Origin of the sequence: Arthrobacter sp. NEB 688 (assembly GCF_013201035.1) — a bacterium.
In the GTDB taxonomy this organism is placed as follows: Bacteria; Actinomycetota; Actinomycetes; order Actinomycetales; family Dermatophilaceae; genus Phycicoccus.
Genome location: NZ_CP053707.1, coordinates 2174387 through 2188631 on the forward strand (window position 1 = coordinate 2174387; position 14245 = coordinate 2188631).

Below are 14245 nucleotides of genomic sequence, written 5' to 3' on the forward strand. Positions count from 1 at the left end.
TCCTGCGGACGCGGGGTCCTGCTCACGGGTCGGCGGGCGCCGGCCGGAGTGGTCTGGTGGTGGCTCAGCTGCCCGAGCCGAGGGTGCTGTTCGTCGAGGTGACGCTCGCCTCGGCGGGGTTCTGGCTGTCCTGCGCGGCGGCCTCGGACTCGGCGAGCCGGCGGTTGCGGTCACGGTTGCGCGTGAACAGCCCGAGGATCGAGGGCTTGCCCTGGCTCTTGTTGTAGACGTCGAACGCGACGGCGATGAGCAGGACCAGGCCCTTGATCATCTGGGTCGCGTCGGCCCCGACGCCCTCGAGCTGGAGGCCGTTGTTGAGGACGGCCATGACCAGGCCGCCGACGATCGAGCCGACGACCGTGCCGACGCCGCCGGTGACCGCCGCGCCACCGATGAAGACCGCGGCGATGGCGTCGAGCTCCCAGCCGACACCGTCGAACGGGCCGGACGCGGTGGAGCGGGCGACGAACATCATGCCGGCGAGGGCCGCGAGGACGGCCATGTTGGCCATGACGAAGAAGTTGATCTGGCGGCTCTTGACGCCGGAGAGCTCGGCCGCGTGGCGGTTGCCACCGACGGCGTAGATGTGCCGGCCGAGGACCGTCCGGCTCGCGATGAAGCCGTAGATGAGCACGAGGGCCACGAGGATGAGGCCGGAGACCGGGAAGCCCTTGCGACCCGAGGCGATGAGGAACATCGCGCCGAGGATGACGGCGCAGACGAGCGCGAGCCGAGTCCACATGGCCCAGGCCTCCTCGACCTGCGCGCCGATCTTCGTCAGGCGGGCGCGGGAGCGCAGGGCGCCGAAGACGATGGCCGCGCAGCCGAGGATGCCGAGCAGGACCGTGAGGTTGTTGTAGCCGGTCTCCGGGCCGACCTCGGGGAGCGAGCCGGAACCGATGACCTGGAAGCCGGCGGGCACCGGGACCGTCGTGGAGTCGCCGACGAACTGGTTGGCCCCGCGGAAGAACAGCATGCCCGCGAGGGTGACGATGAAGGCCGGGATGCCGACGCGCGCGACCCAGAAGCCCTGCCAGACGCCGACGAGCGCGCCGAGGCCGAGGCCGAGGAGGATGCCGACCGGCCAGGGCAGGCTCCAGTCGCGGATCGCGATGGCGACGACGATGCCGACGAAGGCCGAGATCGAGCCGACCGAGAGGTCGATGTGGCCGGCGATGATGACGAGCACCATCCCGATGGCCAGGACGAGGATGTAGGCGTTGCCCTGGATGATGTTGTTGACGTTGTTCGGGTCCAGGGTCAGGCCGTCGGTCTTGACCTGGAAGTACGCGATGAGGATGACGAGCGCGGCGACCATGCCGAGCTGGCGGACGTCGCCACCGAAGATCTTGCGGACGATGTTCATGAGGGTCCTCGGGTCGGGGTCAGGAGACCGCGTTGGCCTGGGTGCGGGTGGTGTTCTTCGTCATGAGGCGCATGAGCGACTCCTGGTCGGCCTGGGCCTTGTCGAGGCAGCCGGTGATCCGGCCCTCGGCGATCGTGTAGATCCGGTCGGCGAGCCCGAGGAGCTCGGGCAGCTCGGAGGAGACGACGATGACGCCCTTCCCCTGCGCGGCGAGGCGCTGGATGATCCCGTAGATCTCGAACTTCGCGCCGACGTCGATGCCGCGGGTGGGCTCGTCGAGGATGAGCAGGTCGGGCTCGGTGAAGAGCCACTTCGCGAGGACGACCTTCTGCTGGTTGCCGCCGGAGAGCTTGGCGACGCCCTCCTCGACGTTCGGCGTCTTGGTGCGCAGGTCCTTGCGGTACTGCTCGGCGATCCGGTACTCCTCGCTCTCGTTGACGACGAGCCCCTCGGTGATCCGCGAGAGCTTCGCGGAGACCGTCGTGCGCTTGATGTCGTCGAGGAGGTTGAGGCCGAGGGTCTTGCGGTCCTCGGTGACGTAGGCCAGGCCGGCGTCGATCGCGTCGCGGACGTGCTTGAGGTGCAGCTCGCGGCCGTCCTTGACGATCGTGCCGCCCAGGAGGGTGCCGTAGGACCGGCCGAAGATGCTGCGCATCAGCTCCGTGCGGCCGGCCCCCATGAGGCCGGCGAAGCCGACGATCTCGCCGCGGCGGACGACGAAGCTCGCGTCGTTGGCGACGAGCCGGTCCGCGCGCACCGGGTGCTGCACGTTCCAGTGCTTGACCTCGAAGAAGACCTCGCCGATCTGCGGGGTGTGGTCGGGGAAGCGCGACTCGAGGTCGCGGCCGACCATCCCGCGGATGATCCGGTTCTCGTCGACGCCGTCCTCCTTGACCCGGAGGGTCTCGATGGAGCGGCCGTCGCGGATGATCGTGATGGCGTCCGAGATCTGCTCGATCTCGTTGAGCTTGTGGCTGATCATGATGCAGGTGACGCCGTGCGAGCGCAGGCCGTCCATGATCTGCAGCAGGTGCTGGGAGTCGGACTCGTTGAGGGCCGCGGTCGGCTCGTCGAGGATGAGCAGCTGGACGTCCTTGGACAGGGCCTTGGCGATCTCGACGAGCTGCTGCTTGCCGACGCCGATGTCCTTGACCTTGGTCATCGGGTCCTCGGAGAGGCCGACGCGCTCGAGGAGCTGGGCCGCCTTGGCCTGCGTCGTCACCCAGTCGATCGCGCCGCGCCGGGTCTGCTCGTTGCCGAGGAAGATGTTCTCGGCGATCGACAGCTCGGGGATGAGCGCGAGCTCCTGGTGGATGATGACGATGCCGGCCTGCTCGCTGTCCCGGATCGAGGAGAACGAGGCCGGGGCGCCGTCCCAGAGGATCTCGCCGCGGTAGCTGCCGTGCGGGTGGACGCCCGACAGGACCTTCATGAGGGTCGACTTGCCGGCGCCGTTCTCGCCGCAGATCGCGTGGATCTCGCCGCGGCGGACGGTCATGTCGACGTCGGAGAGGGCCTTGACGCCCGGGAACTCCTTGGTGATGCCGCGCATCTCGAGGATGACCTCGGGGCGGCCGGTGCGGGCGCTGCCCGTGACGGTCGGTGCGACGTTGCTCATTCCCATCCTCGCCGTTGAGGGCCCAGGCCGTCCGTCGGCCGTGGGGCCGTGGCTGACCTGAATTGTTGTACGGCCGAACATATTGGAGACGACCGTCTCCGGCAAGGGTCCGCCGGGACCCTCCTGGTAACGATCGGGTAACTCGCCGTTCACCCGGCCGTGACCAGCCAGGCCGACGGGTCGGCGATGACGTCGTCGAGGACGGTGAGCGCCGCGCCCCGCGCCGGCGAGCTGGAGCCGCCGAGCGCGGGGGAGACGCGCACGGTCGCCCACCGCGCGATGACGGCGCGGCGCTCGAGCTCGGTGAGCACGCCGGGCGAGAGCAGGCCGTGGAGGGTGGCGTAGACGCCGCCGAGCACGACCTCGTCGACGTCGACGACGTTGACGACCGTGGCGGCGGCCTGCCCGAGCGCGCGCGCGGCGGCGCCGACCGCGTCGGCGGCCGGCCCGGCGCTGCGGGCGGCCGCGGCGAGCGTGGTGGTGGTCGTCCCCGGGGGCATCCCGGCGGCGTCGACCATCGCGTCCTTGCCGGCGTAGGGCTCGAGGCAGCCGACGGCACCGCAGTGGCACGGGCGGCCCTCGGGGTCGACCACGACGTGGCCGATCTCGCCCCCCCAGCCGTGCATCCCCTCGAAGACGCGGCCCCCGAGGACGACGGCCGAGCCGATGCCCACCGCGCCGTACGTGAAGAGGAAGTTCTGCGCCTCGGCGGGGAGGCCGTCGCGGCGGCGGCGCTCCTCGACCTCGGTGCGGGCCGAGAGGTCGGCGTCGTTGGCCGCGGTGACCCGCAGCCGCTCGAGGGTCGGGTGGACGGTCAGCGCGTCGTCGACCGCGATGTCGTGCCAGTCGAGGTTCGGGGCGTAGCGCAGGGTCGTCGTCTCGCGGCTCACGAGCCCGGGCAGCGCGACGCACGCCCCCGCGACGCGCATCCCCTCGGCGGTGACGGCCCGGACGGTCTCGGCGGCCAGCTCGGCGAGGCGGGCGAAGGTGCGCTCGGGGTCGCAGCCGCGCAGGTCGACCTCGACGACCCTCTCGGAGACGGTGATCCCGGCGAGGTCGAGGACCAGCGCGGACAGGTGGTCGATGCCGACGGACAGGCCGAGCCCGACGACCGAGCGCCCGCACGGGGCGAGCGGGACGGCGGGGCGACCGGCCTTCGAGACCGTCAGCGGCTCGAGCTCGGTCACGAGGCGGGCCTGGATGAGGCGGTCGACGAGGTCGGAGACGGTGGCGCGGGCGAGGCCGACCTCGCCGGCGATCGCCGCGCGGGACAGCGGCGCGCCGACCGCCTGGGCGTCGACGATGCGCTGGAGGACGACGGCGAGGTTGTGCTCCCGCAGGGTCGACTGGCGCGCGGCCTCCCGGCCCCCTCCGCGGGGCAGCGCGGACCCGGGGGCCCGACGGCTCGTCGACGTCGACATGGCGGTCACCATAGACCCCGGAGGGCCTTTCGTTCGACCACCGGACAAATGACGGCCGCAGCGCGACCCCCGGCGGGCCGGTCGCGCCGCCCCGTACGGGGGACGCGGCGGTGCCCCGGCTGTCCGGCCGCCGCACAAACCGTGCGGCGTCCCGGGCGCGGGCGTCGTTATCCTTGCCGGGTTCTCCTCCCACGACCCCAGGAGCCTCCCCGTGGCCATGCGCATGTCGTCCCTGTTCCTGCGAACCCTTCGCGAGAACCCGGCGGACGCGGAGGTCCCGAGCCACCAGCTGCTCGTCCGGGCCGGGTACATCCGACGGGTCAGCCCCGGCATCTACACCTGGCTGCCGCTGGGGCTCAGGGTGCTGCGCCGCGTCGAGCGCGTCGTGCGCGAGGAGATGGACGCCATCGGCGCCCAGGAGCTGCTCTTCCCGGCGCTGCTGCCCCGCGAGCCCTACGAGACCTCCGGCCGCTGGACCGAGTACGGCGACGGCGTCTTCCGGCTCCAGGACCGCAAGGGCGACGACTACCTGCTCGGCCCGACGCACGAGGAGATGTTCACCCTCGCCGTCAAGGACCTGTACTCCTCCTACAAGGACCTGCCGCTGTCGATCTACCAGATCCAGACGAAGTACCGCGACGAGGCGCGGCCTCGCGCCGGCATCCTGCGCGGGCGCGAGTTCGTCATGAAGGACAGCTACTCCTTCGACCTGGACGAGGCCGGGCTCGACAAGAGCTACCAGCTGCACCGCGACGCCTACGTCCGCATCTTCGAGCGGCTCGGCTTCCACTACGTCATCGTCCAGGCGATGGCCGGCGCGATGGGCGGCTCGAAGTCCGAGGAGTTCCTCGCGACGGCCGAGAACGGCGAGGACACCTACGTCCGCTGCGCCAACTGTGGCTATGCCGCCAACGTCGAGGCCGTGCGGGTGCCGGCGCCCGACGCCGTCGACGCCTCCGGTGCGCCGGCTGCCCACGTCGAGGACACCCCCGACACCCCGACGATCGACACGCTCGTCGCGCACCTCGAGCACGCGTTCCCGCGCACCGACGGCCGGTCGTGGACCGCCGCCGACACGCTGAAGAACGTCGTCGTCATGCTCGTGCACCCCGACGGCACGCGCGAGCCGCTGGCCATCGGCCTGCCCGGCGACCGCGAGGTCGACGAGAAGCGCCTCGGGGCCCAGGTCGAGCCCGCGAGCGTGGAGGCGTTCGACGAGAAGGACTTCGCCCGCTACCCGACCCTCACCAAGGGCTACATCGGGCCGGGCGCGCTCGGCTCCGAGCAGTCCTCCGGCATCCGCTACCTCCTGGACCCCCGGGTCGTCGACGGCACCGCGTGGGTCACCGGCGCCGACGAGCACGGGCGCCACGTCCTCGACCTCGTCGCCGGTCGCGACTTCACCGCGGACGGCACGATCGAGGCCGCCGAGGTCCGGGACGGCGACGCGTGCCCCTCGTGCGGCCACGGGCTGGAGTCGGCCCGCGGCATCGAGATGGGCCACATCTTCCAGCTCGGCACGAAGTACGCCGAGGCGCTCGACCTCAAGGTCCTCGACGAGAACGGCAAGCTGCGCACCGTCGTCATGGGCTCCTACGGGGTCGGTGTCTCGCGCGCCGTCGCCTGCGTCGCCGAGGGCAACCACGACGAGCTCGGCCTCGTCTGGCCGCGCGAGCTCTCGCCCGCCGACGTCCACGTCGTCGCCACCGGCAAGGACGAGGAGGTCCACCGCTACGCCGACGAGCTGACCCGCTCGCTCGAGGCGCAGGGGCTCGAGGTGCTCTTCGACGACCGCCGGCAGGCTTCTCCCGGAGTCAAGTTCAAGGACGCCGAGCTCATCGGCGTGCCGACGATCGTCGTCGTCGGCCGCGGTCTGGCGGACGGGAAGATCGAGGTCAAGGACCGTCGCTCGGGCGAGCGCCGCGAGGTCTCGACGGACGACGCGGTGCGCGAGGTGCTGGCGGAGGTCGGTCGCGCGTGAGCCGCCGCGTCGAGGCGGTCGTCTTCGACTGGGGTGGCACGCTGACGCCCTGGCACGACGTCGACCTGCCCGAGCAGTGGCGGGTCTTCGCGCGCGAGGTGCACGGCATCCCCGTCGGGTCGCCGGACGTGCCGCAGGCCGACCTCGACGAGGCGCACCGGCTCGCCGACCGCATCCTCGAGGCGGAGGCCGGCGCGTGGGCCCGGGGCCGTGACGAGCACTCGTCCGCGGCGCTCGCCGACATCCTCGACGCCGCCGGGGTCGACCCCGAGCACGACCGGCACCACCTCGCGCTCGCGGCCTACCGGCGCTTCTGGGAGCCGCACACCCTCACCGACCCGCAGGTCAAGCCGCTCTGGGAAGGCCTGCGCGAGCGGGGGATCAAGGTCGGGGTGCTCTCGAACACCATCTGGACGCGCGAGTACCACCGCGAGATCTTCGCCCGCGACGGTGTGCTCGACCTCATCGACGCCGACCTCTACTCGAGCGAGCTCGACCACGTGAAGCCCCATCCCGAGGTCTTCCTCGCCGCGTGCCGCGCGGTCGGGGTCGAGCCCGCGGCGGCGGTGTACGTCGGCGACCGGATGTTCGAGGACGTCCACGGGCCGCAGCAGGTCGGGATGCGCGCCGTCTGGGTGCCGCACTCCGTCCTGCCGGACAACCAGAAGGTCGAGGTGACCGCCGTCCCCGACGCGCGGGCCCACGAGCTGCTCGACCTGCTCGGGATCGTCGACGGGTGGAACGCCGCGTGACCCGTGGGTGACATCGAACCCCACGTCCTCGCGCTGCTCGCGCTCGCCGGGTTCCTCGCGGGGTGGGTCGACGCCGTCGTCGGGGGTGGCGGGCTCGTCCAGCTGCCCGCGCTGCTGCTCGGGATGCCCGGAGCCTCCCCGGCGCAGGTGCTCGCGACGAACAAGTTCTCGTCGGTCTGGGGCACCGCGACCGCGTCCGTCACGTACTACCGGCGGGTGAGGCCGGACCTGCGCACGGCGCTGCCGATGGCGGCCGTCGCGTACGTCGGGGCGATCGGCGGGGCGTTCATCGGGCTGCACATCCCGAAGTCGCTCTTCAACCCGGTCATCCTCGTCATGCTCGTGCTCGTCGGCGCGTACACGCTGCTCAAGCCGTCGGTGGGGGAGCTGACCCGGTTGCGGTTCAGCGGGGCCCGGCACACGACGGCGGCCGTGCTCACCGGGTTCGTCATCGGCGTCTACGACGGCGCGCTCGGGCCGGGGACGGGGTCCTTCCTCGTCTTCGCGCTCGTCGGGCTGCTCGGGTACGCCTTCCTCGAGGCGAGCGCCAAGGCGAAGATCACCAACCTCGCGACGAACCTCGGCGCCCTGACCGTCTTCGCGCCCGGGGGCCACGTCGTGTGGGTCGTCGGCGGGGTGATGGCCGTGACCAACCTCGTCGGCGGGTGGGTCGGGGCCCGCACCGCCGTCGCGCGCGGCAGCCGCTTCGTCCGCACCGTGTTCGTCGTCGTCGTCGGCGCCTTCGTCGTCCGCATCGGAGGAGACCTCGCCGGCCTCTGGTGACCCACCGCCACCCGCCCGACCCCCACCGCGAACGTGTGTGAACACGCCGGTGTTTCCCGGCGAGTTCACACACGTTCGCGGGCCTGTGGATGACGCCAGCGCGCTGCGGGTCCTCCGGGGCAGGCTGCGCGGATGGACCCCGACCACCGCCGACACGTCGAGAGGCTGGCCACGCCCTACGGCGGCATCCTCTCGAGGTCGCTGCTGGGTGGACTCGGCGTCGACCGCGATTCCGTGGCCCGGCAGGTGGCAGCCGGTCGATGGGCCCTGCCGGGCCGACTGACGGTGTCGATGCACCGTGGTCCGCTCGCCGATGCGGCCAGGCCGTGGCTGGCGGTGTGGGAGGTCGGGCACGGCGTGGCGGTGGTCGACGGGGTGAGCAGCCTCCTGGTGGCGGGCCTGACGGGTTTCACCGAGGCTGCGGTGCACGTCTCCGTCACCCGCAACTCGCGCTGCGTCCGGGTCGAGGACGTCAGCATCCACCGGGTCCGTCGACGGGTCGACGAGCTGTGCGAGCCGTCGGACCTTCCCCGCACCCGTCCGGCCGTCGCGGCGGTCCGGGCGGCGGGCTGGGCCAGGAGCGACCGTCAGGCCGCGCTCGTGCTCGCGATGACGGTCCAGCAGCGCCTCGTCGCCGGTCCCGACCTGGTCGCCGCGGCGAAGACCGTCCGCACCCGCGGCCGGCACCCGTTCATCCGGCAGGTCGTGCGCGACATCGCGGACGGCGCGCACTCCCTCGGGGAGCTGGACTTCGCGGCGATGTGCCGCCGGCACGGGATCCCCGAACCGGACCGCCAGGTCGTGCGCCGAGGTCCGTCGGGGCGCGTCTACCTCGACGTGCGCTGGGAGTCGGCGCGGCTCGTCGTCGAGATCGACGGCTCGGGACACCGCGCCGGGCTCGCCCTGACGGATGACAACCTCCGGCAGAACGCCGTGACCCTCGGCCGCGACCGGGTCCTGCGCTTCGACCTGCTGGCGCTGCGGCTCGAGGAGCAGACGGTCATGGCGCAGGTCAGGGCCGGCCTTCGCGGATGTGTGTGAACTCGCCGGGGTTTCCCGGCGAGTTCACACACGTTCGCGGAAAGGCGGGGGTCAGGGGGCGGTGAGCCAGAGGGCCGCGTACGGGGGGAGGTGGACGTCACCGTCGGGGTGCCAGGGGAGGGGTCGGCCGGTCAGGGCGTCGACGGCCGCCTCGAGCCCGAGCTCGTGCACGCGCCAGCCGGGCCACACGCGCTCCTGCGGCGTCACGTTGTACACGCCCGCGAACCGCCCGAGCGGGTGCTCGCGCAGCGTCACGAGCACGCCGGGGTCGTCGACCGGGCCGATGCGGGTCTCGACCGAGCCGTGCAGGTGCGGAAGGCCGGCCCGCGCCCGGACGAGCCCGGCGAGGTCGCCGAACACCCGCCCGGACACGGTCGAGGGGTCGTGCCGGGTCGCCATCGCCGCGAGGTCCAGCCGCGGCCGGTGCGCCCACCGGTTGTCGTCCTCGTGGCCGGGCTCCAGCGCCCAGTCGGGGTCGTCGACCTGCCCGAGCTCGTCGCCGCTCCAGATGACCGGGATGCCGCCCCAGCCGACGACGACCGCGTGCGCCAGCCGCAGGGCCGCGACGGCGAGGTCGAGCTCCTCGGGGGTGCGTGCGGCCTCGAGGCCGACGAGCGAGGCGGCCGTCCCGGACGTGCGCCGGTCGCCGGTCTCGGGGTTGAACTGGAAGACGAGGCCGCGGGCGGGCGAGCCCCAGAAGTCGCCGGAGTACCAGTCGGCGAGGAACTGGCGGTGCCCCGGGCCGGTGACGCCGACCGCCGCGGCGTCCTCGTCCATGATCGCCCAGCCGATGTCGTCGTGGCAGCGCAGGTAGGTCAGCCAGGTCGCGCTCGCGGGCTTGGGCGGCAGCGACCCCAGCGCGTGCGCGGCCAGCCGCACGTCGCGGGCGGCGAGCATCGACCACACCTGCACCATGAGGCTGTTGTGGTACGCGAGGTCGCTGACCTTGCCGGTGTGCTCGCGCTCGCCGAGGTACGCCAGCAGCTTGGTCGGCGCCACGATGGCCTCGGCCTTGAACACGACTGCGGGACAGGCGATCCGGGTGACGGCGCGCAGCACCTGCGTCAGTGCGTGCACCTCGGGCTGCCCCTGGCAGTCGGTGCCGAGGCGCTTCCACATGAAGGCGATGGCGTCGAGGCGCAGGACGTCGACACCGCGGTTCGCGAGGTCGAGCACGACCTGCGCGTACTCGACGAGGACGTCCGGGTTGCCCCAGTTGACGTCCCACTGCCAGGAGTTGAAGGTCGTCCAGACCCAGCCGTCCAGCTCGTCGTCCCACGTGAAGTTGCCGGGCGCGAAGTCGGGGAAGACCTCGGGCAGCGTGCGCTCGTAGGCGTCGGGCAGCCGGCGGTCGGGGAAGACGTGGAAGTACGAGCGGTAGCGCAGCACGCCCTCGCGCGCCTTGCGCGCCCACTCGTGCTCGCGCGCCACGTGGTTGAGGACGAGGTCGAGGACGAGGCTCATCCCGCGCTCGTGCAGCGAGTCGGCGAGGGCCGTCAGGTCCTCCATCGTCCCGAGGTCCGCCCGGACCTCCCGGTAGTCGGCCACGGCGTAGCCGCCGTCGTTGTCGCCCTCGCGCGGGCGCAGCAGCGGCATGAGGTGCAGGTAGGTGACGCCGAGCTCCTCGAGGTAGCCCAGGCGCTCGCCGACGCCGCGCAGGTCGCCGGCGAAGCGCTCGGTGTAGGCGGCGTAGCCGACCATCGACGGCTCCTGGAGCCAGTCGGGGCGCAGCATCCGCTCGAGGTCGCGGCGGTGGAGGCGGTCGGGGCGGCGGGCGTAGGCCCGGGTCGCGCGGGTCACGAGCTCGGCCGCGGTCGCGGCAGCCCGGTCCTCGCCGTAGACCGCGACGAGCCCGCTCCACAGGTCGGGCCACCAGCGCCGCAGGCGGGCCTCGAGCATCTCGGCGCGGGCCGGGTCCCACCCGGAGGTCGACAGGGTGGGCGGCGGCGGCACCGGTGCGGTCACGGGCGCCATCCTGCCGAATCGGTGCAAGCGTTTCCACCACATCCGCCGACCGTCTCGCGCGGACTCACGGCCCACCCCGACGCCACGCACAGGTGACGCATAGGGAGCCGCCCGATGGTGGGGGCATGACGACGAGCACGACGACGCCCGACGAGGCCGTCCGCCGCCCCCGGGCCGCCCACCGCCGCCCTCGCCGGGCGGTCGTGCCGGTGCCGCGCTGGTGGCGCGACGCGACGGCCGCCGCCGGGTGGGCGGTGCTCCTCGGCGTCGTCGCGCTGTGGGTGCAGGACGGTGGCGTCCAGGACCTCGGGACGCTCGCCGGCGCCCTCACCTCGACCGGCCGGCTGACCGGGCTCGTCGCCTCGGCGCTGCTCCTGCTCCAGGTCGTCCTCATGGCCCGCGTCCCGTGGGTCGAGCAGGCCTGGGGCCAGGACGAGCTCGCCCGCGTCCACCGCCTCGTCGGCTTCACCTCGTTCACGCTCCTGCTCGTCCACATCGGCCTCATCACGCTCGGCTACGCGGCCAGCGGCCCGCTCGGCCTGTGGGGGACCACCTGGGACTTCGTCGTCAGCTACCCCGGGATGCTCCTCGCGTGGGCCGGCACCGCCGCGCTCGTCATGGTCGTCGTCACCTCGGTCAAGCGGGCTCGTCGCCGGCTGCGGTACGAGTCCTGGCACCTCATCCACCTCTACGGCTACCTGGGCGCCGGCCTCGTGCTGCCGCACCAGCTGTGGACCGGCGCGGACTTCCTCGACTCCCGGGCCGCGACCCTCTTCTGGTGGGGCCTGTGGCTCACCACGGCCGCCGCCGTCCTCGTCTTCCGGGTGGGCCTGCCGCTGTGGCGCTCGCTGCGCTCGCCGATCCGCGTCCTCGACGTCCGCGCCGAGGGGCCCGGGGTCACGAGCGTGACGGTCGGTGGCGACGGCGTGCGGCACCTGCCGGTGCGGGCCGGCCAGTTCCTCCAGTGGCGCTTCCTCGACGGGCCCGGCTGGACCCGCGCCAACCCCTACTCGATCTCCGCCGCGCCGGACGGCCGCACGCTGCGGATCACCGCCGCGCACCTCGGCGACGGCTCGTCGCGGCTCGCGAGCCTGCGCCCCGGCACCCGCGTCCTCGTCGAGGGCCCCTACGGCCGGATGCACGGCGGCGTCCGCACCCGCCGCAAGGTCCTGCTCATGGGCTCGGGCATCGGCATCACCCCGATGCGCGCGCTCCTCGAGGAGCTGCCCCAGGGCCCCGGCGACGTGACGCTCGTCCACCGCGTCCGCTCCCGCGAGGAGGCCGTGCTCGCCGACGAGCTGCGCTCCCTCGCCGCGGCCCGTGGTGCGCGCTACCTCATCGTCGAGGGGCCTCGCGTCCGGGGCCGCGCCAGCTGGCTGCCCCAGCAGGCCGCGCACCTCGGCGACGCCCAGGCCCTGCGCGAGATCGCCCCGGACATCGCCCACCACGAGGTGTACGTCTGCGGCAGCGACGGCTGGATGAGCGCGGTGCGCGAGGCCGCCCTCGAGGCCGGCGTACCGCACGGCGCCGTGCACCTCGAGCGCTTCAGCTACTGACCCCCGACCCCACGAACCCCCTGAGGACCCCCGCGATGCGACGGATCACCACCTGGCTGCTGAGCACGGTCTCGGCGCTCGTCCTGCTGTTCAGCTACCACACCTCGACCGGGCAGGCCGCGAGCACCGTGGCGCTCGGCGACGCCAACGGCGCCGGCGCCGCGGCGCCCGACACCGCGAGCGGCGACGGGACGACGAGCGGCTCGAGCGACGATTCGTCCTCGTCGGGCTCCTCGTCCTCGTCCGGCTCGTCCGACTCGTCCTCGTCCGACTCCTCCTCGGGCTCGTCGTCGTCCGGCTCGTCCTCGACGACGAAGAAGTCCACCTCCTCGTCGGCCGCGAAGACCTACACGGGCGACGCCGTCCAGACCCGCTACGGCCCGGTGCAGGTCGAGATCACCGTCAAGGACGGCAAGATCACGAAGTCGGCCGTCACGCAGGTCCCGTGGAGCGACCACCGCGACCAGGAGATCAACGGCTACGCGGTGCCGATCCTCAACGACGAGACGGTCCAGGCGCAGGACGCCGGCATCGACATGGTCTCCGGCGCGACGTTCACCTCCGACGGGTACATCCAGTCGCTGCAGTCCGCGATCGACCAGGCCAACCTGTGATCACCGCCGAGATCCCCGTGACCCCGGCCGCCCCGGCGCCGCCGGTCCTCGCCCGACGGGCCTGGGTGGAGCACGTGATGGGGACGGCCGTGAGCATCCACGTACGGGCCGTCGAGCCGACCCGCCCCGACATCGAGGCGGCGGTGCGGCGGGCGTTCGCGCACCTGCGGCGGGTCGACGCGGTGTTCTCGACGTGGCGGGCGGACAGCGACCTGCTGCGCCTGCAGCATCACGAGACCGACGAGGTCCACGCATGGGTGGCCGACGTCGTCGAGCTGTGCCTCGAGGCCGAGGAGCGCACCGACGGGCTCTTCTCCGCCTGGCGCGGCCGGGCGGACGGGCGCACCGTCTTCGACCCCACCGGCCTGGTCAAGGGCTGGGCCGCGGCCGGCGCCGCCGAGCACCTCGCCGTCGTGCCCGAGATCGCCTACAGCCTCGGGGCCGGCGGCGACGTCGCCGTCGGGGTGGGCCCCGGGCCTTCCGCGGCCGCCCCGACCTGGCGGATCGGCCTCGAGGACCCCCGGCACGCGGGGCGCGTCGCCGACGTCGTCGCCGTGCGCCGCGGCGGGGTCGCCACCTCCGGGGCGGCGGCGCGCGGGGCCCACGTCGTCGACCCGCGCACCGGGTGGGGCGTCTCGCGCCCCGGCTCGTGCACCGTGGTCGGGCCCGACCTCACGTGGGCCGACGTCTGGGCGACGGCCGCGTGGGTGGACCCCGAGCGGGTCGCCCGCCTGCTGCCCGAGCGCGACCCCGAGTACTCCCTCATCGTCCTCTGACGAACCGTAGGTGCCTGTCCCGCACGGTTGTCCACCGGCGCAGGATGCCCCTGCCGCCGGCGTCCCGCCGCTGCTATGTTCGACGGACCACGCCGGGCTTCAGCAGGGGGTCCCGGCTCGAGCCACAGGCTGGGTCATGGTCCCATCGCAGCTCCGCGTGCCACCCGTCCGCAGCCGTCGGCTCCGGGTGCACGCCTCGGTAGGGCGTTCGTCGTGCCGGCCGCTGCGGCGGTCCGCCGGTCGTGTGGTCCCTCGGAACCCGGCGGGTCCCGCGGCGTCGCCGCGGGGTCCGTCCGATCCGGCGCCGGTCGCCCACGGGTGGCTGCAGCGCGGGTCGGCGGGCGCCGGGACGGCGGTGGCCGCGCCGAGCGC

General features: G+C 73.2%; 11 protein-coding genes. 7 read left to right on the top strand and 4 right to left on the bottom strand.

The genetic code is table 11. The features are described from left to right. Positions 1-64 precede the first annotated feature (64 nt). The 3 genes from mmsB to HL663_RS10315 all read right to left on the bottom strand — a co-directional run bounded on the left by mmsB (position 65) and on the right by HL663_RS10315 (position 4405). Positions 65-1366 carry a multiple monosaccharide ABC transporter permease gene (gene mmsB, locus HL663_RS10305; RefSeq protein ID WP_173028299.1) on the bottom strand — a complete coding sequence of 434 codons (1302 nt, stop codon included), beginning with the start codon at positions 1364-1366 and terminating at the stop codon, positions 65-67. A 19-nt stretch (positions 1367-1385) separates the two neighbouring features. Further along, positions 1386-2984 (bottom strand): multiple monosaccharide ABC transporter ATP-binding protein, encoded by a 1599-nt coding sequence (gene mmsA, locus HL663_RS10310; protein ID WP_173028300.1) that lies wholly within the window; start codon positions 2982-2984, stop codon positions 1386-1388. Positions 2985-3133: 149 nt separating this feature from the next. Continuing rightward, on the bottom strand, positions 3134-4405 hold the full coding sequence (locus tag HL663_RS10315; RefSeq protein ID WP_173028301.1) for an ROK family protein: 1272 nt from the start codon (positions 4403-4405) through the stop codon (positions 3134-3136). A gap of 211 nt (positions 4406-4616) precedes the next feature. Between HL663_RS10315 and HL663_RS10320 the strand changes: the two genes are divergently transcribed. The 4 genes from HL663_RS10320 to HL663_RS10335 all read left to right on the top strand — a co-directional run bounded on the left by HL663_RS10320 (position 4617) and on the right by HL663_RS10335 (position 8962). Next, positions 4617-6386 (top strand): proline--tRNA ligase, encoded by a 1770-nt coding sequence (locus HL663_RS10320; protein ID WP_173028302.1) that lies wholly within the window; start codon positions 4617-4619, stop codon positions 6384-6386. Then, positions 6383-7138 (top strand): HAD family hydrolase, encoded by a 756-nt coding sequence (locus HL663_RS10325; protein ID WP_173028303.1) that lies wholly within the window; start codon positions 6383-6385, stop codon positions 7136-7138. Before HL663_RS10320 ends, HL663_RS10325 begins: the two co-directional genes overlap by 4 nt. A gap of 3 nt (positions 7139-7141) precedes the next feature. Next, on the top strand, positions 7142-7921 hold the full coding sequence (locus HL663_RS10330; RefSeq protein ID WP_173028304.1) for a TSUP family transporter: 780 nt from the start codon (positions 7142-7144) through the stop codon (positions 7919-7921). A gap of 132 nt (positions 7922-8053) precedes the next feature. After that, a complete protein-coding gene (locus tag HL663_RS10335) occupies positions 8054-8962 on the top strand; it encodes a putative endonuclease domain-containing protein (RefSeq protein WP_173028305.1) in 909 nt (302 codons plus the stop codon). Between the two features lie 51 nt (positions 8963-9013). On the opposite strand, the gene HL663_RS10340 is transcribed toward HL663_RS10335, so the two are convergent. After that, positions 9014-10927, bottom strand: coding sequence for an alpha-amylase family protein (locus tag HL663_RS10340; protein WP_353654098.1), 1914 nt, complete (start codon positions 10925-10927; stop codon positions 9014-9016). A 125-nt stretch (positions 10928-11052) separates the two neighbouring features. On the opposite strand from HL663_RS10340, the gene HL663_RS10345 reads away from it, so the two are divergent. From HL663_RS10345 to HL663_RS10355, 3 genes are read left to right on the top strand one after another with little or no spacing between them, the layout of a single operon-like run. Further along, on the top strand, positions 11053-12483 hold the full coding sequence (locus HL663_RS10345; protein WP_173028307.1) for a ferredoxin reductase family protein: 1431 nt from the start codon (positions 11053-11055) through the stop codon (positions 12481-12483). A 35-nt stretch (positions 12484-12518) separates the two neighbouring features. Further along, positions 12519-13097, top strand: coding sequence for an FMN-binding protein (locus HL663_RS10350; RefSeq protein ID WP_173028308.1), 579 nt, complete (start codon positions 12519-12521; stop codon positions 13095-13097). Then, positions 13094-13873, top strand: coding sequence for an FAD:protein FMN transferase (locus HL663_RS10355; protein ID WP_286175542.1), 780 nt, complete (start codon positions 13094-13096; stop codon positions 13871-13873). Before HL663_RS10350 ends, HL663_RS10355 begins: the two co-directional genes overlap by 4 nt. The last annotated feature ends 372 nt before the right edge of the window (positions 13874-14245 follow it).